The following is a 26216-nucleotide window of genomic DNA, read 5'->3' as shown; positions in this document are numbered from 1 at the left end:
ATAATCAAAATAATGTATTGTTGTTCATATTATGATAAATTGCAGGCATGATGTCAACATAAAGTTTATTAGTTAACTAATAAGTTAACTAATGGCTACGATATCAAGTATAAAGACAAAAACAGCCGATCTTCCAAAGAAGACCAACTGTTTCAGCATATACTTTCGTATGAATGTACAATTATTTCTGTACTTGTACAGTTAACACGTCACTGGAGGTTACTCCGCTTGCATTGACCAATTCACTTCGGTACTCGTATGTACCAACCCCGCGTCCGAAAATTGCACTCACCATACTTTGGGCGCCGGGCGTAGCGGCTTGAAGTGATTTGGTTTCGATTAACACACCATTCTCGTATAAACGATATTCTGTAGCATTGGTTCCCCACCACATGTTCATCGTAACATGGAATGTGCCGTCTCCATCCCAATTATCTTGGGAAAGCACCGGTTTACCCGGCGTTGCGCCCGTGATAGTGACAACAAGCGGATTGCTCGTTGTCGTACCGAAAGAGTTGATGAGTTCACTCGTGTACGTATATGTGCCGTTCACTTTTCCATGCACATTCACTAGAGCCACTTGTGCCGCAGGAGCCGCATCCTTCAACGTTTGTGTCGAGATGAGCGTGCCATTTTCATACAATTTAAATAACGTTCCATTACTGCCCCACCACATATTCATTGTTACTGTGTAGTTGCCATCACTTAGTCCCGTGGCTTCACCGCTGTTAGAGGATAAGACTGGATTACCTGGAGCCCCTAAAGACACCGACTTCACCACTGTGATCGTAACAGCATTGCTCTGTACGGTTACACCCTGCAGAGTAACAGCAGCTGTAATTTGAGCCGTTCCTTCGGCTACCGCAGTGATTTGCCCCTGCATATCAACCGTTACCACGGCACTATTGCTTGAGCCGTACGTAACTGCCGCTACGGTGAGATCAGCAGGCGCTGCATTGCTAAGCTTACCCGTTACCAGCGCGGAAGCTGTGGTTCCTACTTGAAGTGAAGTCGCGTTAACCGCAAGCATCGCTTCACGAAGTACTGGCGTTGTAGACACCGGCTTCACCACTGTGATCGTAACAGCATTGCTCTGTACGGATACACCCTGCAGCGTAACAGCAGCTGTAATTTGAGCCGTTCCTTCGGCTACCGCGGTGATATGCCCCTGTCCATCAACCGTTGCAACCGCACCGTTACTTGAGCCGTATGTAATTGCGGCTACGGTGAGATCAGCAGGCGTTGCATTGTTAAGCGTACCCGTTACCAACGTTGAAGTCGTGGTTCCTACTTGAAGTGAAGGTGTGTCAACCGCAAGCATCGCTTCACGAAGTAATGGCGTTGTTGGCTGTGCTGTTTGAATCGTTATATCATCCATGTAAGCCGTATAAATACCATCTGCTGTGTGATCGTATGCAGCGATCACCGCTACTATCGTTTTGCCAATGAAAGAAGAATCTAAATAATAAGAGACTTTGCCCCACTCGCCTACTGCACCTTTTGCGCTTTTGCCGGTAAATCCAGCCTTGTTGCTTAAATACGTACCATCGTCAAACAGCAAATCAATGAAAGCGTGCCGACCTAAGTCGTTTTCTGCTTGAAGATAATAAGAAAGCTCCAAATTGTTTTGAACTTTTATTTGGGTTGGCGCAATTCGCGCATAAAGCTGAGCATTCTCGGAGCCACTTTCCAATTTACCACTAAATCGGAAAGCATACGCGCCTCTATGAAAGGTACCTTTCTCGATAGCAAAAGAGTCTAACGCGGGGTCCGAATGCTGACGCTTCAGAATTTGGGGATTTTCGCGTTCATTTTCATCATCGGGATTGTAAATACCTACGTCAACGTTGGTTAGCTCACCGCCCGCAGCGACGCGTTGTTCAAAACCGTTCCGCCAATAAACAGGACCCAACGAATCCTCAATCGGCACTTCATAGCTAACAGGATTGCCTTCCGTAATGTCACGTTTATTCAAATCGGCAATAGCTCCCGTGAGCCGCAAATAAAAATCGGAAGAAAGCCATGTACCTTCGGATGCCTGTGTATACAAATACTGCTCGCCTTTCGGAATTTCATAGGAATCTTCAGCGCCCTTAATGATTGATGTCCCCTCATCAAACTCATCAAACATGGCGATGTACGATGTCCTTAGACCGTGCTCTCTTAAAAGTGCCGCCTGTGTCCACATGAAATCCCCGCTTTCTCTGCCTATCTCATTCGGCGGCGAATTCACGCCGTTTCTGAGATTCGCCCAAGCAAACCCTGGGAAGATAACAGGCAAGAAATCAATTCCGTATTGCTCACAATACGCCATCTCTCTTTCCAGTCGTTGGTCGGTTTGCTCCCACCAAGCTTTGGCGTCCTCTGAACCATTAAACCGTCCTACCGTCCAAGGAGATGCCATATCAAGGGACTGATAGACCGCAGCATAATCATTGGTTACCGATGCCCATGTATTATCAGGCAACCCTCCGATAACATAATAACCTCTGTCTTGGAACCAATGAATAAGTGTGAGCGCGTTACTGGCGCTCGGATATCTGGACGGGTTGTCTCCCGCAAGTCCCCATAAGCAAACTACCGGCTTCCCTTTTGCATAGGCATAACTCGTTGAGCTTACAATGCCTTTGCGTTCTACATTGTAAACCCAATCTTTTTTGATTCGGTCTACAGCAGCTTCCCCTGCGCTTCCAGACCCTGACAAATCATACATGACATAAAATAGTTTATTATATTTTTCAGCGGCATCTTGAACCATGTTGATATTATTTTTTATAGGACTTTCAGTCACTTCTGTTGTACTATAAAACCGCTGAACAGCTAACCCGTCTATCCCATAATCACGCAACCAAGAAACATGCAAATCTACCACGTCTTTATTCTTGGATGTAAATAATTTGGCTTGTTCTCCGGTTTCCAGGTTATCGAAATTGGTAGGGAATAGAGCATTATCGGGATATTCCCTTACATCGGGCCAATTTTCAAACTTAAGCTGACCAACGCCAGGTCTCGTCCCGGAGTTCCAATGAACCCATCCCGCATTGGTTGCATTGGCAGTAAACCACATCTGATAACCGGCAACCGTCTTTCCGATCATGTTATTACTTGACGTTTCCCCGGCAAATGCAGGTGGAAGTGTCTCGTCAATGGCAGGCTCCTTGCCACTCTCCACGCGTATACTTTTTACATAGAAATTTCCACCGGAAGCTAAAATCCTGAAATCAGCACCGCCATTTTGCGCTTTCCTCATTTGGGCATCTGTCACATATATTTTCAGTGTGACCAGATCCCCAGTATTATAAAGCTGGATAAAATGCCTGTTATTATAAGCGTTTCCAGTTGATTTTTGACCCAGCTCCAAAAATGGTTTCTGTGTCCCGACATCGTAATATTGAATGGTAAAAATAACATCTTCAGCACCTCTAAGGGAAGAGTCTGCACTCAACGTAGCATACAGATATTTTTGAGCATTAATACGCCCAACCGTATCTCCTTCATACTCTTCAACGAAAGTTTGGGCTTCGGAAGCCGGATTGCCGTTGTATTTGCTATACACTACACCTTGTTCCACGACAGGTTCGCCAAATTCAAGCAAAGTAGACGAGATTTCAAGGTTGCCAAATGCGGCTGCCAACTCCGTTGTAGCGGTTGCTATCTGGTCGACAGTGGCATTATTGTTGTCGTATACGGATTTGGCTGCTTGCCATTTATTCATGTAAGCATCCCATGAAGCCGTGATGTACGAAGTGGAATCCGCCGGTTTTTTGTTCATCTCAGCGAGCAAATCGTCTTTGCTGACAGGTTTAATAACCAAAGCACTCTTGGCCGTATTGACATAATCAATAGCCTGACCCAGTTTGACGATATCCGTACTGTTTGCCTGAATCAAAGCGTCTGCAGCAGTTTTTGCAGCATGGTAAGCAATCAAGGATGCTGGGGTATATTGGCTGGTATCTGCAACAAAGGTTGCTTGCAGCTGCGTCCGCAGAGCAACAGCATCGAACGCCTGGTTAGCAGCGGTCAACTCGGCATCGGTCTTAACGCCGGCAGTGGCACCAACCATGACTTTATCGAGATACAAGCTGCCATCGGTCACACCCGTAAAGGTGAACTGCATATCGGTCATGGCATTAAGCAAAGATTGGGTATCGGTTACAACTTGGGTGCCATCCAATAATTGGCGTAGATTAAAGGTGACAGTCGCAAACTTGTTGTCTTTGGCAAGGCTTTTTTCATATAAACCCGTTTCGGCAACAGCTGCCGTATACGTCTTGCCCCCACTAACGAACTGCAGTGCCAGTTTGGCGCCGGTTTCATTAGCGTTGAGCACATTTACTGATACATAGTTGTAATTGCCAGCTTTAAATTTCAAGCTGTTATAGGACACTATCGGACTGATGCCGATCACTTTGCCAGTAGCACCGGAATAGTTTACCTGCAATGCCGAGGCACCCTCCAGCTTCAAAGCAGAAGAATATCCGTAGGTAACCGCAGTGGTGGTGCTGACAGCCCCTGACTTCCAAGACGGATGGAATCCGAAGGAATTAATCGTGGTATCGTTTTGGTCGACGACCCATTCATCTTTGTCTGCGTACATCCAGCCTTGCTCTGTATAATAAGTTACACTCGGGTCGGGAGCACTGGTGCTATCTGCATATGCGGTAGTACGGAAGGGGCTGACTGGGATATAATAATTCCCTTTGGCGGCACCAACCAGATTGGCATTGTTATTAAAATTGTCAAAAGCATAAATGACATCCTTCGGATCAGAGACCATATTGCTCCATACTTTAACGGTGTTCGTACCTGTAACTTCAGCGTTGGCAGTAACATACACATGGTCTGCACCCGCAATGCTAAAGCCATGAAGAGAAATGCCGTCATAGGATTTAAGACCTTCACCTACGTTGTCAAAGGTAAGGTTAATGACATTGCCTGAAACGGTCTTGCTCTTATAGATCGGAGCCGATTTCAGGTCGTTGGCGCCGTATACCAAACTCATGGCACTATCGGCAAAACGCTGGCCAACCTGCTCCTTCGTACGAGGATGGATCGCACCAGGTGAAGTCCCGTTCAGCACATGAGTGAGCGGAACGTCGTAGATAGGGAAGAGCGTCATATTCTTGTCAGCGTTGGCCAAATAAGATTTGGTCATACTCTCAGCCAGCCAGCCGAGATGCTGAGGGTTGGTACTACCATTGTCGTACTGATCCGGCGCAACCTGTGCTTCGATAAACGGCATGGTGTTGTTTGCAAAACCAAACGCTTCGCTCCAGCTTTTTTTCAACAGATTTAATTCAATATCATAGATTTCGCTGCGGTTGGAGTTGCTTTCGCCTTGATACCAGATCGTACCAGCAATGTTGGTTCCGGCAAGAGGACCGATTTTCTGATTGTACAAAACGGACATTTTATTGGCTTCTGTCGGCCACCATTCGGCATCATAGTACAAACCGCGTTTCATCAGAGCGGCTTTTACTTCAGCGTTGCCTTCAATTGCCAGACGGGGTAGCCAAGCTTCAATGACGGTACCGCCGGTAGCATCACTGATCACACCAACAGGAACATTTAACTTCGGTTGCAGCGATTTTGCCATGAAATAGGCGGCGGCAGAAACCTTGTTGACTTCAGTACCTTTATCGCCTGCGCCCCAATAGGCTCCGGCAATGTCCGACGTTGGATCAATCGGTTGATCTCCATTTGCCCCCGCCGGGTAACTCGGAACCAAGAAGAAACGGATGTTATGGTTATTGGCGTTGGCTACTTCGGAAGCCCCTGTCATCGCCGTACCCACATTTAAAGCCATGTTGGACTGACCGCCAGCGAGCCATAATTCACCTATGGCAACATCTTTGATGGTTTGAATGACGGTGTTGCCTTCGCTGACCACAATTTTGTAACTGTCATAGCTGCCGTTCCGTGGGGATAAAGAAACATCCCATCTTCTGGAGGCCGCAGCAACTGCCGTCTTGGTTTCGAGCGCAGTCGTCTCATTGCCTTTGAACAATTCAACTTTTATGTTTTTACCTACATCCGAATATCCCCAAATATTCATGGGTTTCTTCTGCTGGAACAACATGCCGTCGTTGAAGAAGGTGGGAAGTGTGGTGTCATTGGTCGTATCGATCAAACGGACATTCGAAATTTTGATGACCAAATTGTCGGTAAAGGTAGCCGGCCAATTGGTCATATAAAAGCGCATATAGTTGATCTTTGAATAATCAATTGTACCGCCCGTTGCGCCACCGGTAGACAACATAACGGAAGCGCTCGATTGACCGCTTTGCCAGTTCAGCGATCCGACACTAAAGGCTAATTCATTGGTGTCGTTGTGGCCGCTGCTGGTAAGCTCAAGTTGGCCTGCAGCTTGCGACATTACCGTAATATTACCAGGATGGGTCAGGTTTTCTATCTCGGTATCCATGACCAATTTAACTTTTCTGATATCATGGTGTGAAGCGTCAATTGGTGCAAATGGAACAGCAAAAGAGGCTGTGGGAGTTCCGGCACTGCCGCCACCGGTAATATTAAACGTCTTGGTGAAAGGAATATTGGCCACCAAAGGTGTGGTGTCGTATTGCACCGGTGGCACCGGGTCGGCCGGACGGGACATATCCACGATATTGACATCTTTCAACCGGATGACATAAGCGTCTGGCTTCACAGTGAAGCCAAAATACTCCAGACGAAAAAAACGGATATGAGATAGGTCGACTGCTGCCACATTGCCCATTGCTGAAAAAGGAAGCAACACATCATTCCACCCCGGCTGAATCTCGGTGCCGTCCGCCCGCTTCAAATCCTTCGAGTTATACATTAAGTAATGCCCACCAATTTGATTATCTGACACTTCAAACCGGCCGTTGCCGCCGATTGTTTTCATCAAATTAGTTATATTGCCGGGATTATCATTATTCTCGACATAGAGCTGCAAACTCACGGCTAGATTGGCTGGAGCCACTGACGACACATCGAAATCAATGGTATTGATATAGCCCGATCCAAATCCATACCGTGTAGGATTGGTTAATGTATAGGGCTTAAGCTCCCTTTTATCATAAATTTTCTGAACTATGTAGTTATCCATAATGCCTTTAGCGGCCGTGGCCGAAGCACCCGTCGGTATCATCATGATGGGCAGTACCAACATAATGGACAAGAGAACCGCCAATAGTTTTTTTGTATTCATGCCCTATTCCTCCTGATTCAATTATCCTTTTATCGCAGAACAACGTCATTTTGTTGCATGTGCAGGAACATGTAAATAGGATACTCTCATGAATCTTCCCATACGCTTTATCGTGCTATGGATCCATTACTTCATCCCCCCTTTGAACCCCATTGGAAATCGCTTACATTCTCTTTCCTTCCTTAATATAGCGCTCTCACAATCTTAATTGAATGATGTTTCTTTACAAATATTGATGCATTTTTACCGTTGCTCACTTATGTGCGGATCAACCAAAGCTGATCTTTCGCTACGAATTTTCAACCGGGACGCCGTGTCGCCATGGCGGTTGATTGACGAATGGTGATGACTCCATTGCTGCAAGAGACCACCTTGGCATCCCCAGCCGCAGTTACCTGCTCTGGCATAACGGCAGGCCGTATCTCTGCACGAATGTAAGGTTGACCTTGCAGCGAGATCGTAACCTCCTCAGCACTGAGTTCCATGCAAGCCGTCGCTCTGGACATCGAGGCAAACAGCGTATGTCCGCTATAGCGGAGAACACTTCCGTAACCGATAAAACAGCGCTCGACATTCGTCCAATCCTCCTCATCAGCACCTTCAGATCGCGTAATGGCTATCAGATAAGCATCTGTCTCCCATCCATTCAACTTGCGGATGCAATTCTGATGCATCACCCGGCCATCTGCCCGGAGATTCCAGTAAATATCTGTTTGCTTGCCGCCGGAACGAATGCGTATCCCTTGCATTTCATACCCTTCTAAGGCAGTCACTTCCGGCAGAGGACGCTCTGATTCCAGTGGGAGTAATGCCGTAATAAATTTTGCCTCATGAACGAGCTCCTCTATTTCAAACGATACATATGTCACCTTGCTATCAGGATTGTGGTCCGCCATCCCCTCCTTTTGCTTCATGATCAGCTTCTGAGGGAATACATGCTTAACAATCACACTGGCATCGCCGTTCGTGATACGTAAGGAGCCATTCTTGTCTATGCTGGTATCCCCTTCGTAGTGAAGCAACCATTGCAGGTTGCCTTGCTCATGCGTCCGAATGTCATCCATAATGACGATAACGCCGTCGACCCAGAGAAAATGACGGAAGTTCCTAGAGACATGCAGCGACATCGGCCCAGTTGCGTCTGCGTAAACATAACGAAGGCCAGCATGATCCACCAAATTATACACGTGTCCAGGCTCCTTCACGCCTCGAGTCACATCCGACCTCAGTTGTCCCTCACCGTTATACAACACGACATTATGAGCTTCGCTCTGCATATAGTAATCAACATATTCAGGTCTCCCGTAAGAACAATTGCCTGAGTCAATCAAGAGGGGCCGCCCTTTATGGTAAAGAACGAAAGAACCAGCATCTGCATGAGCATGATTCCAGGTGAAGCCGGACTTCACCGCCAGCATCGTGCGATCCTTCTCCCAGCCATCGCGCATCGTCGCCCAGCCGATATCCGCATAGATCGCCGATGTTTCAGCAGCGGATGGTGGACTCGATTCCCCCTGCCAAATACGATCCTGCTGGATGAAATCATAAAACCCGTACTCCGCTTTCCATTCCTTCAAATACCAGCGCAAACGCGGATCGTCGAGCCCGTTGGCCAGCAGCATCTTTGCCGATTGCACGGCTCCTGAATAGATATAACCGTCACCGAAATTAACGGTCAGCGGGCGTTCGGAAGCCGGATACGTCGTATGCAGGAAGAAGTCTCCAGCCTTCGCGAGCACAGGAATATCGGAAAAATCCGTATATCCGAACGAATGTTGATAAGCCAACCTGAAGACCAGATATTCATACAGGCCATAATCGGCATAGTTGAGACTTTCGTAGAAAGCTCCCGCTTCGTCGTAATTCAAACTTTTATTGCCAAGGACACTGCCTTTGTACAGAAAGTATTCAGGGAAAATACGAATGATTTCTTCCAGCCATGCGCTCGCTTCAGGTTCCTCGTCAATGACGGAAAGCACCCCGACTCCCGCTAATCCAATCATCACAGCCCACCAATTATGGCCCATGGAATCAAGTGCATGCGTACGGGTATCAGCAAATACCCAATCCTTCAATGTCGGCAGAACGCCAAGGTCGAGCAAGGACCGGCGAATTGTCATACGCTCTTCCGTGCTCAGCACATCATAGATGCAGTCGTAGCCGACGGCAAAACCGTGGCAGAAGCGGGACGTATTTAACTCCGAATGCCATGGCGGATCGTTCTTCAGCAGGCCTTTACCATGCCATTTCGTATAAGTGCTGTAATGAAGGAGCGCTTCCCTTAGTTTCTTTGCATAGTGCTCTTGGCCCGTTACCTGATACACTAGGCCAAGTATTGTGCCCATCTTGGCAACCTGCTCGCTCGGCGGCCCATACCTGCCGTGCTGGGAATCTTCTCCGTCAGCTTCGCTTTCATCTGTGAAGCCATTTCCCAACATGTCATCCGCCTTGGCTACAAAAGCCTGCCATTCGCGCTCCAGATTCTCATCCTTCTGCAATTGAACCCTAAAACGTGCAACCCAAGTTTGATCAAAATATAAATACGGATGCTGTTTCTTGCTAATTTCAGCCATGGTTATCTTCTCCTCCTATGAATACGCTTTCTGAAGTTCTTTACGAATAAAGAAATAAGTTGTACATTTGTTATATACATAAATACAAGGAATGATGAAACTTATGTCCAGTGCACCAGCAAGGATACCCATGTACATTCAATTAAAAACTTATATGATGAGCCAAATTCAACAGGGCATCTGGAAGCCGGGAGATAAAATCCCCTCGGAAAATGAGCTCGCCGAGCAGTTTAACGTCAGCCGTATTACGGTAAAAAATGCCATGGCAGCCTTCGTGAACCAAGGTCTTATTTATCGGATTCAAGGAAAAGGTTCCTTTATTTCCGATAGTGCAGCGCTTCCGCTCACACCGTTCGAGCCAGTAGAATCACTGGAATCATGTATCGCCTTCCTGATGCCTCGCCTTGACAATCTCTATACCGCCAACTTACTAACTGGCATTGAACAAGAGCTGGCTGATCATGGCTATCATGTTGTATTCAAACTTACCCACGATAGGCAGGAAGTAGAAATTAAACGGCTCAAAGAACTCACTCAACTCGGTATGAAAGGCATTATCATTTATCCAGTGGAGGGAGAGACTTTCAATAGTGAAATATTGAAGTTGACCTTGGGCGATTATCCTTTTGTCATCGTAGACCGGTATTTACGCGGACTCGACGCCAACTGCGTAAGCTCCGATAACTTTACTGGAGCTTATGAAGCAACGAAACATTTGACAAGTCTCGGCCATACCACCATTAGCTTTCTCAGCACAGCGATTACGGGCACCACGAGCATCGAGGATCGGTTGCGTGGTTACGAGCAAGCCTTAAGCGATGCTGGACTGTCCATCGAATATCGATTACGACTAATACTTAACAATCATTTGTCGATCTACGAACAAATCAAGCAATATATGTTGGATCATCCGGATGTTACTGCCATCGTAGCGACAACGTCGACGATCGGCCTGTTCGCCATGAAAAGCGCACGGGAATTGAATCTCGTTGTTCCGCGGGACTTATCGATTGTATGTTTCGACAACCAGGAGAAGTCTGAACTTTCGGAAGTTCCACTTACTTACATAGATCAGAATGAGACAAATATGGGCAGAGAAGCCGCTAAACGTGTCCTTTCTCTGATCCAGAACCCCATCCAAGAACGCAGCATCCTTACGCTTCCCTGCCAGCTTATTGTCCGTGGCTCGACGGTAAGTCCCAACCTGGCCCGATCCTAGAATATTTATAACAAGTCCATCGATGGGGTTGATTCCAATGAAAACAAAAATTCAAAATCAATTCTTCTTATCCTATCTTTTTCTTGCCGTCATCCCGCTTTTGGCGCTTTCCTATTATTCGTACTACACCATCAAAACCAATGCTCAAAAAGAGCTGGTCCGTACAATTTCATTTGATATGCAGCAAAGTCAGGCTTCCCTCGACGCTCTGTATCTAAGATTTCAAAGGTATATGGACATTCTTTCAAATTCATCCACTTTCTATAATCTTGCTCTCCCTGCATTAGGCGATATCAAGCAAGGGAATATCCAACATGCGAAATACATCGGCACAACGGGCCTTGACCCGCAAATTAAGAGCTTGTTTGCAACGGATGATGTGATTTCTGCTGCCATGGTTATCATCGACGGGCGTGTAGTCTACAGCTACAAATCCTTTGTATCCGTTACGAATGACTTCAAGAGTAATCCCATCATTGTCACCACCGAAGCCAGTCCCAACATGCGTTGGTTTAGCAATCAGGTCACTCCCTTCGGCTCCTTCGATGGCACCTATTCCGTGATCACCAAAAACATCTATAACATTATGGGCAATAATCCGTCTGAGATCCTTTGTCAAATTATCCTGCTGGTTAGTCAGCAGAAGATGAACGCTCTCTTAAACAATGAACTTCGATTTGCTGACAGCATCATTCGCGTATTGGATACAGACGATACCATCATTGCCGGAAACGATCATGCTCTCCCCCTTAGCGATCATCAAATTGCTTTAATGACACAAAAACTTCCACTCGATCAAAACTCGAACAACATCTCGTACATCGATAAATTTTTCGTTTTACATAATATATCGAATGTTACGAATTGGCGCATCGTTCAGTTGTCATCATCGAGGCATGTAACGGAAGCTTCTTCATCCATCATTCTTTTTTCCACCATTCTTGCAGCAGCCTTGCTGATTCTCATGTTTCTGTTTTCATTTATTATTTCTAATGAGATTCTCCTTCCCATCAAACGTCTTGCCAATGCAATGAAAAAGGTTGGAGAAATGAACATTAAAATGGCCGTCATGCCCAATTCCAAAAACGAAATCAGCGAAATTGCAAGCGGATTCAATCAAATGGTGGACCGAATCGACCACTTATTTAGACATACAATTGAAATCGAAAGCCAAAAGCGCAAATCCGAGATTGATATGCTCAAATATCAGATTAATCCGCATTTTTTATACAACACCATTAATTCCATACGCTTTTCCGCAATGAAGCATAAGGACGAAATCACGGCCAGAATGCTGGTTACGTTAAGCCGTCTGCTCAGGAATACCCTAAGTCACCCTAGCAATGTTATTGCCTTAAGAGAGGAAATACAGAATACGAAAGACTACATCTCTTTGCAGCAACTGAGATACGATCATCATTTGAACGTTGAGTATCAGATTGAAGAGCAAACTGCCCATTTGCTTGTACCGCATATGATTTTACAGCCCATCGTTGAAAACGCCATCATGCATGGTTTGAATCAAAATTTGAACACAGGCGCCAAAGCCAACATTATCCTTTCTTCCTTTTTAAAAAACAGCACGACCCTGATTCTTTCCGTCCATGATAACGGGATTGGTATCGCCAACCAGATCATCGACAATCTGCTCGTTCAACCGTCCACACTTTCTTCAGACTCGCTGCGCATCGGTTTCGTTAACATTCATAAAAGAATCCGACTCCAATACGGGGAACCCTATGGAATCGAGATTGAGAGTGCGACCGGTTTCTTCACCAATGTAAAAATTATTCTGCCCGTATTGGACACTATGGAAGATGCCCAAGCCCATTTCATTAACGAAGGAGGTACCAACGAATAATGAATGCCATTATTGTTGACGACGAGCCTTACGTAAGACAGATGCTTAAGAGCATGATTCATTGGGATGACCTGTCTCTTCATTTGGCGGGCGAGTTCTTTAACGGTCAAGATGCCTATAATTGGATGAAACAAGACAACCACGTAGACCTGGTGATTACGGATTTAAGGATGCCGATCATGGACGGACTGCAGTTGATCAGAGATACTTTGGCAATTAAACGTGATATAACCTTTCTTGTGATCAGTGCCTTTAACGATTTTCATTTGGTGAAGGAAGCCTTCTTGCTTGGCGCTAAAGACTACTTATTGAAGTCTGAGATGACGGAAGACCATATCAATCACACGCTGTCCAATCTACGGTTGAGCGATCGCCAACAAATGCCAGCCGTCTCCAGCAAGGATCTAATGAAAGAAACGCTATTAAGCCGGCTGGCAGCGGAAAATCTTACGTCTAGCGATATCAGCACCTTGAGAGAATTGTTGTGCAACAATGAAAAAAGGCGCCTAACCTTGCTTCTACTACGATTGAACAAGCTTGACGCTAATGTCTCAACACCTGAAGCATCCATGAAAAATGCCATCTCGGAATGCCTCTCTCCCAACGAGGAGATTCTCGCCTCTAGTAGTCAAGCGCACGTTGAAATCATTCAGACGTCGCCTTACGAGTATTTAATTCTTACGCTCTATGCTCCGCAGGAATCCGAAGCTTCTATCATGCATCATTTAAGGAGTGCCTTTAGCACATTTCGCCCAAGCGGATTTCGGATCAATCTGGGAGTCAGTCGTATTTCTAGCGACTTCTCAACCCTTCCACAACTCCTTCATGAGGCAAGGTTGTCCGTGGATTATTGCTTTGTTGCAGGCAACGGTTCCATCATTCCCTATACGTCGAAGTTTGAAGAAACACCGCCACTTTCGATCGACAGCCGGCAACAAGTAGCCCTCTTAAAGGATCAACTGAGTGCCATCCTTTTTGACAAGCGCAAACCGGAAATCCATAACGTCATCATCACACCACAAACCGTGAGTGCCAGCCATATTCGAGCTATCAAAGAACTCTACATGAAATATCATTTTTTTCTCATGGATTTTGCGATGCAGAATGGCCTCTACGGCGAGCTGCGCGAGCTAAGCAATACGTACGAGGAACATTTGAAATTTTACGGCGATCTGGACTCGCTCAACAAATGGCTATCCTCCGTGATTGCCGTCGTTAAGACCCACAATGGCGAGAATTCCATGATTAGTCAGGTTAAACACTACGTAGAAGAAAACTATATGCACGATATAAGCCTGCAATCCGTTGCCAACAAGTTTAATATGAACAGCAGCTATCTTAGTCGGCTGTTTTCTGAGAAACGCGATACCACTTTCACGGATTATCTGGCTCACACTCGCATGACCAAGGCAATTGAATTTATGAAATCATCCAACCTGAAAATCTATGAAATTTGTGAGAAAGTAGGCTACACATCCCCAGAACATTTCAGCCGAACATTCAAGAAATTGACCGGCAAAAGCCCCAAACAATTCATGGATGGCCATGAATGAACAAATAAATCTGCCGTGCAATTGCGGCAGATTTATTTGTTCGGGTTGCTGTACATTAATAGCTGATCTTGACTGTTTTAATTTCAAATGGTTTAAAACTAAGAGCTATCACGTTCTTTGTTTCCAGCTTCTCCAAGTCTTCTTCCAGCATGTTGGTTATAGCAGCCTTGACCATATCGTTCGCAAACGTTAGCGTCGAGTTGGTATAAGTCCCCTCTGCCTCGTACAACCTGATGATATAGGCCCTATCGTTATCTTCGCATGGCTTAATCGTTTCAATCATAATATTCGGTTCGCTTACGCGAATAAATGCTTCAAAGCTGCAGGCACCCGGAACGATAATTGGCTTATAATTGAACGCATAGGCGGGCTTGATGACGGAATCTGCATCGAAACCGCTGTGATGCGGCAGGAACGCATAGGAGCAGCTGTGTTCGCCCTTATCTCCCCTGAAATCCGGTCGGCAGCCGCCTTTATGAAGCGTCAGTCCAAGCTGGGATTGATGGACGGATATGCCGTATTTGCAGTCGTTTAACAGGGCAACACCGTACCTGGTTTCTGACAAATCGGTGTATTTATGATTACACACCTCGAACTTGGCTTTTTCAATATCCGTATTACGAGTCGTTGACCGCTTGATGTAGCCGAATTGCAGCTCCTGTCTTGCAAAATCAGCAAATACACTCGTATCAAATACGGTCTTGAGCAGTCTGTGATCGTCTTGCCAGTTCATCAACGTCTCGAATTTCACTTGCTTACTGTCACTGTAGAAAATGACGTCCTGTCGCAAGCTCGATTTGGCGGTCAATTTGTAGTGATTGCGGATTCTAAATTCCACAAGCCCATCCGAGACAACTTCACTTGAGAGCAGTTCAGCGTTATCCTTAAACTTAAGCTCAATATCCGCATCAATGTCCCAACTATCCCAAGCAGTCGGCACATCCTCCGCCATGAGCAGTGTATTCAGGGCATAACCGTCTCCTCTGAGCTCCCTATTCAAACTCTTGTCGATCATCGATTTGATAAAGCTCTTCTCATCGAAAACCACTCTGTAGAATGGCGTATCCAGGGTATGATTCTCATAATGGAAACAGGAGCCTTCACTAGATTCGCCTACTACCCGCTCCAGCACCACAGACGATAGAGCGTTAATCGTCACACCAGCGATTGCTAGCTGTTTGCGTCCCCACAGATCGGTTACTCGTTGCTGGGCATATTCCCCTTGGATCATGCAGCCATCCACAGCATCCAAATAGATCGTATCATTGCGATCGAAAGCTAATGTGTTTATAACCGATACTTTGCTGTCCGCAGGTTGTGCAGGCACAACTTGTTTAATGAATTCATCCGCTTGCTGAATGATGTGCGTCGTCTCCGAGATGCTACGATCATGCACTTCCGGAATCGATGTCCCCGGCAAAATATCATGAAATTGATTGATTAATAGCATCTCCACAAGTGGCCTAATATCGGTATCACGGCATATTGCATCACGGTTCACTGCATCTCTAACTGTCAGATATTCCAAATCATGCAGACGTATTTCGGACAATCGGTTATTACGTTTGATTGTATGTTGATTTGTCAGCGTTCCCCGATGAAGCTCGAGGTACAATTCACCTGCATATACGGGAGCGCTGGTAAGTGACTGCTCTAATTTTTGCATGAAATCACCAACCAGCATCGTCTCCACTCTCGGGCATCCTTCCAAATCGCTGCATCTCCGCGCCATTTCAATCATTTCGAATTGCGGACCCCCGCCACCATCGCCATAACCATAGGCCAGCAGACGCATGTTGGACACCCTCTTATCCGTGATTGCATCTTTGGAGCGATGACCGTCCAGCACGGAATCAGTAGCAGTTTCCGGATCCGGCCACAGATGGGTTTTATTTAAATGCGTTAGCACTCTCGTCCCATCTAATCCCTGCCAATAAAAGGTATCGTACGGAAACTTGTTCGTGTCGTTCCACGACATCTTGGTCGTCAAGAAATAGTCGACCCCGCACCCCTTCATAATCTGGGGAATGGAAGGACTGTACCCGAATGTATCTGGCAGCCAGAAGCAATTCGATGTATAGTCGAAATGCTCCCGTGTAAATCTCTGCCCCCATACGAACTGCCGCAGCATCATTTCCCCGCCGACTAGATTGCCATCGCATTCAATCCATACGGCTCCATTCGGTTCATACCGACCGGCTTTAACTGCAACTTTGATTTTTTCAAACAACTCTGGATAGTGCTCCAACATCATTTGTCCATGATAGGCAGAACTTTGCACAAATTTGTACTCCGGATACTGCTCCATTAAACTAATCTGATTGGCATACGTACGCGCGCACTTTTTAACGGTTTCTTCAATTGTCCAACGCCATGCCGTATCCATATGGGAATGCCCAATGACCGCCGCAATTGGTGCCAAGGAGGTATTCTTGTATTGATATAACGTTTTAATGAGCTTACTGGATTGCGAAACGGCCTCCACAAATAAGCTGGTCTCAATATTATCAGGGGAATAATAGAGAATTTCATGGATTTCCGTTAACGTTTTAATAATATTAGCTCTAACAAAACTATTCCTATCCAATGCGTTAGCCATTTGATTAAAGGTTTTCAGGTCGAAGTAAAAATCGGCCATCTGATGGTTTTTCACACAAATATCGATGGATTCGTATTTATGGATGAAATCGGATCGCGGAGAATCCGCTAAAGGCTGGCTTGCTGCTGAAAAATGCCCCGCATAAGACTCCAGTGCAATGTCAATGAGCTCTCCGCCTTGAACATTCGACTTCAATAAATCGCTGTAGTGATTCCCATGACTTAGTGTAAATATGCCCGTAGGCGATCCATTTACCCAGAGAAGCGTCTCATGTCCTCCGACATGCGGTTTCAGGAATAACGTTTGATTAGTCAGCTCTTGCTTGACCTTGTAGGTTCCTTTAAGCCAGCAATACTTCCCTTCACCGCCCCATACTTCCCCCGAACTGGCCTGGACGAACAAATGACTTTCCGGTATGCGATGCAGCCTCTCCGGAGTTCGGTAAATCTCTACATCCAACGTATCTACTCTGGTGAACATGTAAGGCTCTATCGTTTTCTCGAATCGCTTGAGCTTCCCTAGCATGCGCTCAGTCTGTTTGTCATTCAGCATCGCTTTTCGTTTTCTCCTTACTTTTTGTTATACAGTCTGTTCGCGTTCTTGACTAACTCATCACCGAGTTGTTTTTTCCAATCCGCAATAAAAGCGTCGAAATCATTAATTGTCTTCTCACCAACGATGACCGATGTGAACATGGTGTTCCATTGTGTCGCATACGTTTGGTTCTTGCCATCTAAATTCTCGCCGGATTCAGAGGTAACCGGGCCTTCTACCGTCGGTTTATCCGTAGTGACGAGGTAATCCACATTTTTCTTACTGTACAGTCCACTATCGTCAAACAGTAGTTTCTGTCTGTTCTCTTTTACAAAAGCAGGAAGCACCTTCGCATTAACATCATCCGTGGCATCGAAAGCGCCCATGAATGGCCAGCCGAATCCTTCTTTGGCTTTGGCCTCATTCGTTGAGAATTCCTGCTTGGTCACAGGCGAACCATTGACAAGCGTATAGTGCTTATCCAGTAAACCATACCTGGCCAGTGTATACGTCTCTGGATTACCAAAAATGGTGTCCCAAGCCGTCATAATTTTATGCAGTTTATCGCGATCTTTCTCCAGCTTCTTATTAAAGAAGACGATATTGGTGAACATCGGTGCGTTGGCGACAATCGCCTTGCTGCCGTCCCCCAGTGTCGGGAATGGCGCCCATTCCAGCTTCGCATTCGGATATTTCGCCGTTAGCTTGGCACCAATGCTTCCTTCATCAAAGGGTGGGTTGATCTGGAGCGTCGTATTGTAATATTGGTAGAAAAGTGCGTTGTTATTGACAAACTCGTCAACTGGCGTCGATGTATTCTGATACATCGTGTAGTACTCTGGATTGATGTAGCCGGCCTTATACCATTTGTTAAGCTGAATCAGCGCTTCTCTCATGCCTGGCATGAATGGCGCATATTGAATTTGGTTATCTTTATAAATCCAAGCGTCACGCCGCACACCGTATGCAGACAAGAAATAATACATCGCCTGCGCTTCTCCGCCGTTCTGAACCGTGATCGGATAATTGATCGGATATTTTTCCTTATACTTTTTGAGTACCACATCCCACTCGGCAATCGTTTTGGGCATGCTCACTCCAAGTTCTTTCAACATGTCGGAACGAATGGCGACGCCATAAGGCAAGGAGTTGCCCAGTGCCCCGTTGTTAAAGCCTTTCAGCTTGCCATCTCTGGACCATAGATCGAGGACGTGGCTTTTCTGATTGCCTACTCTGCTTACAAATGAAGCATAGATGTTAGGCGCGTATTGCTTAACTTCGTCCTCCGTCAAGGTTGCTGCCGAGTCAAACAGCGCTTTGCTGCTTGTAATATAGCCGCCATACACATCCGGCATCTCGCCGGACGCAACGAACAAGTTCAGCTTCGTGTCATAATCCGCATCAGGCACAGCCGTGATTTTCAAATCAACGCCCAGCTTTTCATTCAGCTGCCGAACGACTTCCGAATTGGGATTAGGCTGAATTCTTGTCGTAAAAATATTGATGGTCGGCTTTTCCGTCGTTCCTTTTTCCGTGTCATTGCTCGACGAGGAACAACCCGCAAGAACAGCAACAGCAGCCGTGGTCAAAACAAGTGAAACAGAAACACTTTTGACAATTTTCATCGACAATTTTCCCCTTTACTTCCATCATTTATTTGGACTAGCCTTTGAAACCCCTATTAACCTTTCACAGCACCAATCATTATTCCCTTAACAAAATATTTCTGTAAGAAGGGATATACCATCATGATCGGGATCGTGGTGACAAGCAAGATGGCTGCCTTCACGGATTCTGCCGTATATCGCTGACCGGACATATCGACATTCTCAATCCCCATAACATTGGCCAGCGCTGCATCCTGCGCATTATTAAGAACATCTCTCAAAATAATTTGCAAAACTTTAATTTCACCATTGGATATATAAATCATGGCATCAAACCACGAATTCCATTGGCCAACCAGAGACCATAACGTCACGGTGGCAATAATTGGCGTAGATAGAGGCAAAACAATGGTAAAGAAGATGGAAAAATCGTTCGCTCCATCTATGTATGCGCTCTCTTCCACCTCAACAGGCAAGGATGTAAAAAAATTCCTAATGATTACAATGGTATACGCACTGCATAAGCCAGGGATGACCAAAGACCAGATTGTATTGAGCATATGCAGCTCTTTGACCAGCAAATAGGTCGGAATTAATCCACCTCCAAAAAACATCGTAAATATAATGAGTCCCATCCACCATTTTCTACCTAACAAGTATCGTTTGGATAGCGGATAGGCGAGCATTGCCGAGACAACAACCGTAAGAAAGGTTCCCAAGACCGTACGCAGAATCGTCCAGTAATAAGATTCAAGTAAAGCGCCTGTCGCAAAAAGCTGTTTATAAGCATCAATGGTTGGATTGTTGGTGAACAGGTGAAGCCCGATTGTACTCGCTTCATCTGGAGGGCTAATGGATATTACGGCCTGTTGTACGAATGGAAAAACAATCGTCAAGCAGATAAACAACATAAAACCTATATTAAAACCATTAAATATCCTTTCACTTACACTTAATTTCATATGCGGGCTCTTTCCTTTCCTTAATAGAAGACTTAGAAGACTGTATAGTTTGATAGCTTGCCAACAATCCAATTCGAGAATAAGACAAGGATGAGTGCAATGACACTTTTGGCGATTCCAACAGCTGTTGAGAAACTATATTGCATATCAACCAAGCCTACCCGATACACAAAGGTATCAATAATATCCGCACTGGGCATGACGATGGAATTGTAAAGGTTGAATATCTGGTCGAATCCGCCATCGAGAATACCTCCCAGCCCTAATACAAAGAGCATACAAATCGTAGGCAAAATGCTTGGAAGTGTAATATAAATACACTGTTTGAACTTCCCCGCGCCATCAATAACTGCCGATTCGTACATGTCCGAGTTGATCCCAGCAATGGCAGCTAAATAAATGATACTGCCGTACCCAATTTCTTTCCATACATTAGAAACCAGGAGGATTTGCAGGAACGAATCTGCGTTGCCTAATAAAATGCGAGGTTGCCAGCCAAACGCATCGCTGATTAATCCATATAAGCCATATCTGGGTGAAACAAGTTGGAAGATTAGTCCAGCTACAATAATCCATGAGAGGAAATGCGGAAGATATGAAATCGTTTGCACGATTCTTCTAAATTTATTGGAAACCAACTCATTCAACAACAACGCGAAAATAATCGGTGCTGGAAATCCTATAGCAATCTTCAAGATGCTGATTTTCAGCGTGTTTAACGTAACCGTCCAAAAATATTTCATTTCCAACATCTCACGGAAATACTTGAAACCTACCCAAGGACTGCCAAATACGCCGTCAGCTGGACTATAATCTTTGAAGGCAATCAGAATCCCATACATCGGGCCATATTTAAAAACCAGAAAGTATATCATGCCAGGGATTAATAACAGGAATAGAAACTTCTGCTTCATTACCTTTGGAAGTAGGCCTGCTTTCTTTCGCGAAGTAGGGATGCCTAATCCTACCTGCTCATTAACAACGCTCATACTCATCTCCTGCTTTCTCTTGTAGTTTGACACACGCTTCGCGAATGCGCTTTCTTTCTTAACACTTGTATGATTTCTTGACTTAATTGTAGCCCGTTTATTCCATAATATTAATGATTTATCTTTACAAAAAATGATGTATTTTTACTGTTGTTATTGTGACGTCTCATAGGTTTGGCGGTAGTGTTCCTTCTTCTCAAGGGAAAGCACACTTTGAACTCGACAGCAGATACGCGGCAAATGCAAACAGACCGCGTAGAATTCGCGGCCTAGCTTACGTTTATGCTAATGAAAATGAATCATAAATGTCTTGATCTCATAGGGCTTCATCTGAACGCTTATCCGCGCGTCATGCTGCTGCTCGCCTTCAAGTCGTTCGAGCAGATCACATTCCTGCCAGGACACGATTCCGATGTCACTCGTCATTTCCACTTGTCCGCTAATGCCTGCGAACTCGTGTACACGTACAATGACCGCGTCTTGTTCCTCGGCATGTTTAACCGCATCTATCATGACATGCTCGCAGGATAGCTGGAACAGGCTGAATGATGCTTTATCAGGCGTTCCCAGCGCATGCGTCAACGGATTATTAAGCGACCATGCAGATTGCATCGTTTTTCCTTCGTACCAATCGCCAGCATGCGGAAACAACGAGTACGTGAAGTGATGCTCACCAATATCAGCCGTAGGGTCAGGAACCTTCGCGGACTTGATCAATGTGAGTCTCATGACATTATCTTTGATATCATAGCCATACTTGCAATCATTCAAGAGGCTGACGCCATACCCCCGTTCGGACAAATCGGCCCACTGATGCCCAACGGTCTCAAAACGTGCGTAGTCCCAACTTGTATTCCAGTGCGTAGGTCGCTTTACATTGCCGAATTGAATATCGTAAGTAGCTTCCGTCGCCCGAATTCGCACAGGAAATGCTACTTTCAGCAGTTTGCGCTGCTCATTCCAAATGACATGAGTCTTGAAATCGATTCTGCGGCTATGCGCATAAAGCACCATATCTTGTACAATGCTTGAATCCATGTATGACCATTCGAAACGGACGATGGCAGCCAAATCTCCCGTGCCCGTCACTTCCATCCGAGTCACACAGGTCACTTCCTGTTTTTTCTCCGTATAAAAAATGTCAATATCCCAAGCCTCGTGCCGACCCTTCGGCTTGTCTTCAAAGACTTCGAATCTGTTGCCTCTCTGACCCTCGGCGATGATTTCCCGCTTCTGGGTGCGATCATAGAGTCGTTCAATCTGACCGTTAGCATGCCATTCGATTTCGTAAAAAGGCGTGATTAACCCCTGATGCCGCTCTTTGAATGGATTGTCCTTCTTATTTGGCATAGCCGTATCTGCTCGATCGGATTGACGAATCGCCGCGTAGCCCATCGATGGGACATTCTCAACCTTAACCCACTGTTGCCCATCCACCTGCTGTGCCTCAAGCGGACGATTATGAGCATCCAGCCAGTATTCTGCCGCTTCTTCTTGGGGCAAGACGACGATATCCGCTCGCTCCCATGGCGAACTGTTGAACACCACCACTTCACGCAGCTGCTTGTCACCTGTTAAGTACGAAGCGGATTGATTCCACACTTTTTCTCCAATCATACACGCTTCACCATATTCTACCCTGCTGTCCTCATAGACCTCTCGAATCGACGAGCCTGGAATAATGTCATGGAATTGGTTTCTCATAATAATTTTCCAGCCTTCATACAGAAGGAGCGAGGTTTCACCGTTCCCTGCATGCGCACTGGCATTCAATAGACTGCTCATGACTTGCATCCATTCCGTTTCTCTGTACAAAAGCTCCAGCTTACGATTCATAAGCTTGTTATAAGCTTGGCTTGTATAGGTGCCACGATGCAACTCCAGATACAACTCACCATCCCAAGTGTGCACATAGGAATTTGAATTGGAAACCTGTTGCTGCAGCTGGTTAAAATAGGTATCGGCGCGCCCCGTTTTCACTGCGGGAATCCCAGGTATTTGATCTAGACGGCGTCTCATTTCGAGCATTTCCCGATTCACGCCGCCCCCGCCATCCCCGTACCCGTAGGCCAGCAGTAAAGAAGAATTCAGCGACTTATCACGGTAGGCGTCCCAAATCCCTTGGACCGAGGATGGCGTGACTTTCCCGTTGTACGTATAGTAAAAAGCACCTTCGTTCGAACCAGGATCTGGCGTTGTAATGAAATGAGTCAGTACTTCTGTGCCATCAATCCCCCTCCACATAAAAGTGTCATGGGGCATCCGGTTGTATTGATTCCAACTGATTTTCGTCGTCATGAACGTTTCAATGCCGGATTTCCGTAGAATCTGTGGCAGCGCCCAGCTGTATCCAAACACGTCAGGCAGCCACAAGTACTTGCATTCAACACCAAATTCCTCACGGAAGAATCGTGTTCCATATAGAAGCTGCCGCACCAGCGACTCCCCTGAAGCTAAGTTGCAGTCAGCCTCCAGCCACATCGCACCGCCCGCTTCCCAGCGTCCTTCCTGTATACGTTCCTTAATGCGCTCATAAATTTCCGGGTAATCCGACTTGATGTATTCATACAGCTGTGGCTGAGTTTGTAGGAAAATGTATTCCGGGTACTGCTCCATTAAACGCAGCACCGTTGAAAAAGATCTCGCGGCTTTCTCCCGTGTGTGTTTCAGCCGCCAAAGCCAAGCGACATCGATGTGCGTGTGCCCGATGCATTGCACCACAACCGCGTGCAGCTTGGGCAGAGATGACAACGCAGTTTGAAGTTGTTCCTGGGCGCTAGCTACTGAGTTGTAAAAGGCTTCGCTGCCTGGCCTTGACCAATCCAGTAACAGAAAAGCTTGATCCAGCATAGAGAGCAGCTGGTGCCGTTCTGGGCGATTCTCGTCCAGGATGCGAACCGTTTCCAGCAACGCTTTGGCTGTGTAGAACAGATCGTCGCATGCTTCATCCAGCCAGCACAGAGCGGCCATTTCCAGCCGACTCTCCATTTCGAGGTGGCTTTGATAGCCGCCTAGTCCAGACCACAAGCGGAAGCGAAGCTGTACCGTGGAACCTATCATTTCCTCAGCGAAAAATACTTCCTCATGATTCGAATCCACTCCCTGATACGGCTCCCCGTTCAGAAAAAGCAGCGATTCAAAACCGCTGTTCGTCCCGCCGCCAGTCTGGCCTAAGTTAAATCGGCCAATGACCTTCTTGCCTTTCCACTCAGCAGGGATAAGCACATCCGCAGCTAACCAGTAGTAGACATCGCGCCCTTTCCAGCGCTCCCCCATTTGAATATGACTCCACTCGCCGTCTTCCGTCGGATAAGCTCCTATCGCTCCTTCGCTATCAAGTTTAATCCGAAAAGTATCTATCATTCTCGCATCACGGTAGCGAAAAGGCTCCAGTTCATTGATTCGAGCATGCAGCTTCTCAATTGTCCAAAACATTGACATACTCCCTTCAAACCATAGTTTTATATAAGTCTATATCCCTGAGGGATGACTGTGAGGTGATAGGAATCCTTTGATTAGGGGGAAAATCATTCTTTAAAGATCTCTAGGTGTATTTGTTATCATTTCGCTTATGCATTGTTCAATATCCTTATTGAAGCAATCAATAGTCAGCGTACTATATTTTTCGTATAAAGGGACTCGTTCCTCATAAACATCTCTTAGACGATTACCTTTTCTTATGACAATGCCTCTTGTTGTGATATTTATTAGTCTTCTTTTAATTTCTTCATATGGAACATGCAAATAAATAATCTGGCTATTTTGTCTAAGCATATCCATAGCTTTTTCTGAATAGATAACGCTTCCGCCTGTGGAAATAATAGAATTATTTACTTGTAATGCTGACACGATTCTTTCTTCGATTTTCAAAAATTTTTCAATACCTTCATGATCAATGATATCTTGAAGCAACCTTCCCTGGTGCTGTTGGATAACAATATCTGTATCCACGAAGTCCATTCCTAAAGCTTTTGCAAGCAATACTCCTAATGTACTCTTACCAGCACCGGACATGCCTATTAGAACAATGTTCATGCTTTCCCTCGCCTTTAGTTGCTAGAGTTAAACTGCTGTAAATTCGATTCTTTTGTTTTCGTAATTGAATGTAGTACTCAGACATTGGCAAAGTATCCACCCACAATTACACTTGCCGAAACGATAAATTTCATTGGTTCCGCCTCCTTAAATGTTTACTTCATTACCTAAAAAACGATATGAGCCATTTCATAATTAAGATGAAAACCGTAATCCCGATCAATTCAAATATATAATCTCTCCATGAAAACTTGTCTTTGCCTAACTTCATTTTGAAAACCAGGAAGATTGCAACACCGAAAATAATAGTGAGTATCTCTTCCAGCATTAACATCACCTCAAACAAGAAGCTCTAAGTAAATAAATTCCATATTGGTGTTTATACTCCTCCTCCTGAACTTAACTGTTAGCACTTATCTCCTAAAAACAAAACAAACCGGCACCCCATCGGAGTACCGGTTCTCTTAGGTAGCAACCTCATGCTGCATACCTTCACTAATCTCAAGAAAGTCTAATCGTTCTACTTGATACAAATCATAGAGCTGCTGTGTATGATTGATAGATGCATAGATTTGCGGGTTTAAATCATTTGCAAACTTGGCATACGGCAGTTTTTCAACTGCTTTCTTTGATCGTATATTTTGTTTCCGGATTTTCAAGAACACCGTTTCAATATGATGCGTAAGGAAGAGCTCAGTAAAAAACGATTCCTTCGCTCGTTGATTATAACCTTTTCCAAAATAAGGGGCTCCAATCCATGTCGCCAAGAAGCCTGCTTTATTCACAATGTCATATAAATCAATGGTGCCAATAGGATGACCCATTTCGTTAAGAATCGTTCTAGAAATACATGTCTGCTGGTCTTCTTCAACAATTAGCTGTTTAGTGACGAATAAATACTCTTCATACGATTGACATTTATAACGAACATAAGGAAAAACCTCTGGATCATTTAATAAGTTAAAAAGAGAATGGCATTCTTGCAAATTACGTTTTTTTATCATTATGTTCTACCACCCTAGTCCCTATATTCAAACAATTTAAGTATATAAAAAGAGTTCGGGGATTATATAAATTCTGCATTTACTTTATGTA

At 45.3% G+C, this 26216-nt stretch carries 12 protein-coding genes; 3 read left to right on the top strand and 9 right to left on the bottom strand.

Annotation, left to right across the window (positions count from 1 at the left end):
* Window positions 1-181: 181 nt before the first annotated feature.
* Both GQF01_RS30940 and GQF01_RS30935 read right to left on the bottom strand, forming a co-directional pair.
* A complete protein-coding gene (locus GQF01_RS30940) occupies window positions 182-7189 on the bottom strand; it encodes a sialate O-acetylesterase (protein WP_161410912.1) in 7008 nt (2335 codons plus the stop codon).
* A 299-nt stretch (window positions 7190-7488) separates the two neighbouring features.
* On the bottom strand, window positions 7489-9762 hold the full coding sequence (locus tag GQF01_RS30935) for a heparinase II/III family protein (RefSeq protein ID WP_161410911.1): 2274 nt from the start codon (window positions 9760-9762) through the stop codon (window positions 7489-7491).
* Between the two features lie 130 nt (window positions 9763-9892).
* On the opposite strand from GQF01_RS30935, the gene GQF01_RS30930 reads away from it, so the two are divergent.
* The 3 genes from GQF01_RS30930 to GQF01_RS30920 are packed head-to-tail and all read left to right on the top strand — an operon-like array spanning window position 9893 to window position 14395.
* Window positions 9893-10981, top strand: a complete 1089-nt coding sequence (locus GQF01_RS30930; RefSeq protein ID WP_235960699.1) for a GntR family transcriptional regulator — start codon at window positions 9893-9895, stop codon at window positions 10979-10981.
* A gap of 37 nt (window positions 10982-11018) precedes the next feature.
* On the top strand, window positions 11019-12842 hold the full coding sequence (locus tag GQF01_RS30925; protein WP_161410909.1) for a sensor histidine kinase: 1824 nt from the start codon (window positions 11019-11021) through the stop codon (window positions 12840-12842).
* Entirely contained in the window at window positions 12842-14395 is a 1554-nt protein-coding gene (locus tag GQF01_RS30920) for a response regulator transcription factor (RefSeq protein WP_161410908.1), read from the top strand. The genes GQF01_RS30925 and GQF01_RS30920 overlap by 1 nt, the downstream gene beginning before the upstream one ends.
* A gap of 55 nt (window positions 14396-14450) precedes the next feature.
* Here GQF01_RS30920 and GQF01_RS30915 read toward each other — a convergent pair whose 3' ends face one another.
* From GQF01_RS30915 to GQF01_RS30885, 7 genes are all read right to left on the bottom strand, one after another.
* A complete protein-coding gene (locus tag GQF01_RS30915) occupies window positions 14451-17546 on the bottom strand; it encodes an alpha-mannosidase (RefSeq protein ID WP_161410907.1) in 3096 nt (1031 codons plus the stop codon).
* A 17-nt stretch (window positions 17547-17563) separates the two neighbouring features.
* Window positions 17564-19153: a type 2 periplasmic-binding domain-containing protein gene (locus tag GQF01_RS30910; protein WP_161410906.1), complete on the bottom strand. Its 1590-nt coding sequence runs from the start codon at window positions 19151-19153 to the stop codon at window positions 17564-17566.
* A gap of 56 nt (window positions 19154-19209) precedes the next feature.
* A complete protein-coding gene (locus GQF01_RS30905) occupies window positions 19210-20046 on the bottom strand; it encodes a carbohydrate ABC transporter permease (protein ID WP_235960697.1) in 837 nt (278 codons plus the stop codon).
* Window positions 20047-20129: 83 nt separating this feature from the next.
* Entirely contained in the window at window positions 20130-21086 is a 957-nt protein-coding gene (locus GQF01_RS30900) for an ABC transporter permease (RefSeq protein ID WP_161410904.1), read from the bottom strand.
* A gap of 285 nt (window positions 21087-21371) precedes the next feature.
* A complete protein-coding gene (locus tag GQF01_RS30895; RefSeq protein WP_161410903.1) occupies window positions 21372-24521 on the bottom strand; it encodes an alpha-mannosidase in 3150 nt (1049 codons plus the stop codon).
* A gap of 99 nt (window positions 24522-24620) precedes the next feature.
* On the bottom strand, window positions 24621-25121 hold the full coding sequence (locus GQF01_RS30890; RefSeq protein ID WP_161410902.1) for a shikimate kinase: 501 nt from the start codon (window positions 25119-25121) through the stop codon (window positions 24621-24623).
* A 464-nt stretch (window positions 25122-25585) separates the two neighbouring features.
* A complete protein-coding gene (locus GQF01_RS30885) occupies window positions 25586-26125 on the bottom strand; it encodes a GNAT family N-acetyltransferase (protein ID WP_161410901.1) in 540 nt (179 codons plus the stop codon).
* Between the last annotated feature and the right edge of the window lie 91 nt (window positions 26126-26216).

The sequence above is a fragment of the Paenibacillus silvestris genome (assembly GCF_009882985.1).
In the GTDB taxonomy this organism is placed as follows: domain Bacteria; phylum Bacillota; class Bacilli; order Paenibacillales; family NBRC-103111; genus Paenibacillus_E; species Paenibacillus_E silvestris.
The sequence above is the reverse complement of the archived record's forward strand: the minus strand, read 5'-3'. Positions and strand labels throughout refer to the sequence as shown.

Excerpts from the sequence above, each read along its gene's own strand:
- GQF01_RS30910 (WP_161410906.1), bottom strand. The coding sequence starts at position 19,153 with ATGAAAATTGTCAAAAGTGTTTCTGTTTCACTTGTTTTGACCACGGCT.
- GQF01_RS30935 (WP_161410911.1), bottom strand. The coding sequence starts at position 9,762 with ATGGCTGAAATTAGCAAGAAACAGCATCCGTATTTATATTTTGATCAA.
- GQF01_RS30930 (WP_235960699.1), top strand. The coding sequence starts at position 9,893 with ATGTACATTCAATTAAAAACTTATATGATGAGCCAAATTCAACAGGGC.
- GQF01_RS30925 (WP_161410909.1), top strand. The coding sequence starts at position 11,019 with ATGAAAACAAAAATTCAAAATCAATTCTTCTTATCCTATCTTTTTCTT.
- GQF01_RS30940 (WP_161410912.1), bottom strand. The coding sequence starts at position 7,189 with ATGAATACAAAAAAACTATTGGCGGTTCTCTTGTCCATTATGTTGGTA.
- GQF01_RS30890 (WP_161410902.1), bottom strand. The coding sequence starts at position 25,121 with ATGAACATTGTTCTAATAGGCATGTCCGGTGCTGGTAAGAGTACATTA.
- GQF01_RS30905 (WP_235960697.1), bottom strand. The coding sequence starts at position 20,046 with ATGTTGTTTATCTGCTTGACGATTGTTTTTCCATTCGTACAACAGGCC.
- GQF01_RS30920 (WP_161410908.1), top strand. The coding sequence starts at position 12,842 with ATGAATGCCATTATTGTTGACGACGAGCCTTACGTAAGACAGATGCTT.
- GQF01_RS30900 (WP_161410904.1), bottom strand. The coding sequence starts at position 21,086 with ATGAGCGTTGTTAATGAGCAGGTAGGATTAGGCATCCCTACTTCGCGA.
- GQF01_RS30895 (WP_161410903.1), bottom strand. The coding sequence starts at position 24,521 with ATGTTTTGGACAATTGAGAAGCTGCATGCTCGAATCAATGAACTGGAG.
- GQF01_RS30915 (WP_161410907.1), bottom strand. The coding sequence starts at position 17,546 with ATGCTGAATGACAAACAGACTGAGCGCATGCTAGGGAAGCTCAAGCGA.
- GQF01_RS30885 (WP_161410901.1), bottom strand. The coding sequence starts at position 26,125 with ATGATAAAAAAACGTAATTTGCAAGAATGCCATTCTCTTTTTAACTTA.